General features: G+C 55.2%; 1 protein-coding gene. It reads right to left on the reverse strand.

Annotated elements, in window-relative coordinates; genetic code table 11:
* The coding region (locus tag BM210_RS34580; protein WP_218185022.1) for a hypothetical protein at positions 1-964 on the reverse strand (964 nt) is incomplete at both ends.

Here is a 964-nt window from a genome sequence, read left to right on the forward strand (position 1 = left end):
CTCCCGTAACTCCCGTAACTCCCGTAACTCCCGTAGCTCCCGTAGCTCCCGTAGCTCCTGTAACTCCCGTAGCACCCGTAGCGCCAGTAGCTCCAGTAGCTCCAGTTTCACCCGTAACTCCCGTACCACCTGTAACTCCCGTTTCACCCGTAGCTCCAGTAACTCCAGTAACTCCAGTAACTCCAGTAACTCCAGTAACTCCAGTAACTCCAGTAACTCCAGTAACTCCAGTAGCACCTGTAACTCCAGTAACTCCAGTTTCACCCGTAACCCCAGTAGCACCCGTAGCACCCGTAGCACCAGTAACTCCAGTTTCACCCGTAACCCCAGTAGCACCCGTAACTCCCGTAACTCCCGTAGCTCCTGTAACTCCAGTAGCACCCGTAGCACCTGTAGCACCAGTTTCACCCGTAACTCCCGTAACTCCCGTAACTCCAGTAGCTCCAGTAGCTCCAGTAGCACCCGTAGCACCAGTATCACCCGTAACTCCTGTAACTCCCGTAGCACCCGCAGCACCAGTTTCACCCGTAACTCCAGTAGCTCCAGTAGCACCTGTAGCACCTGTATCTCCAGTTTCACCCATAACTCCAGTAACTCCAGTAGCACCTGTAGCACCTGTAGCACCTGTTACTCCTGTTACTCCTGTAACTCCAGTAGCACCCGTAGCACCCGTAGCACCTGTAACTCCAGTTTCACCCGTAACCCCAGTAGCACCCGTAGCACCAGTTTCACCCGTAACTCCCGTAGCTCCAGTAGCACCTGTAGCACCCGTAGCACCTGTAGCACCTGTTACTCCTGTAACTCCCGTAACTCCAGTTCCACCCGTAGCACCTGTAACTCCCGTAACTCCCGTAGCTCCCGTAACTCCCGTAACTCCCGTAACTCCAGTTCCACCCGTAGCACCCGTAGCACCCGTAGCGCCAGTAGCTCCAGTAGCTCCAGTTTCACCCGTAACTCCCGTACC

It is taken from the genome of Paenibacillus sp. 1_12 (genome assembly GCF_900114475.1).
GTDB lineage: Bacteria > Bacillota > Bacilli > Paenibacillales > NBRC-103111 > Paenibacillus_S.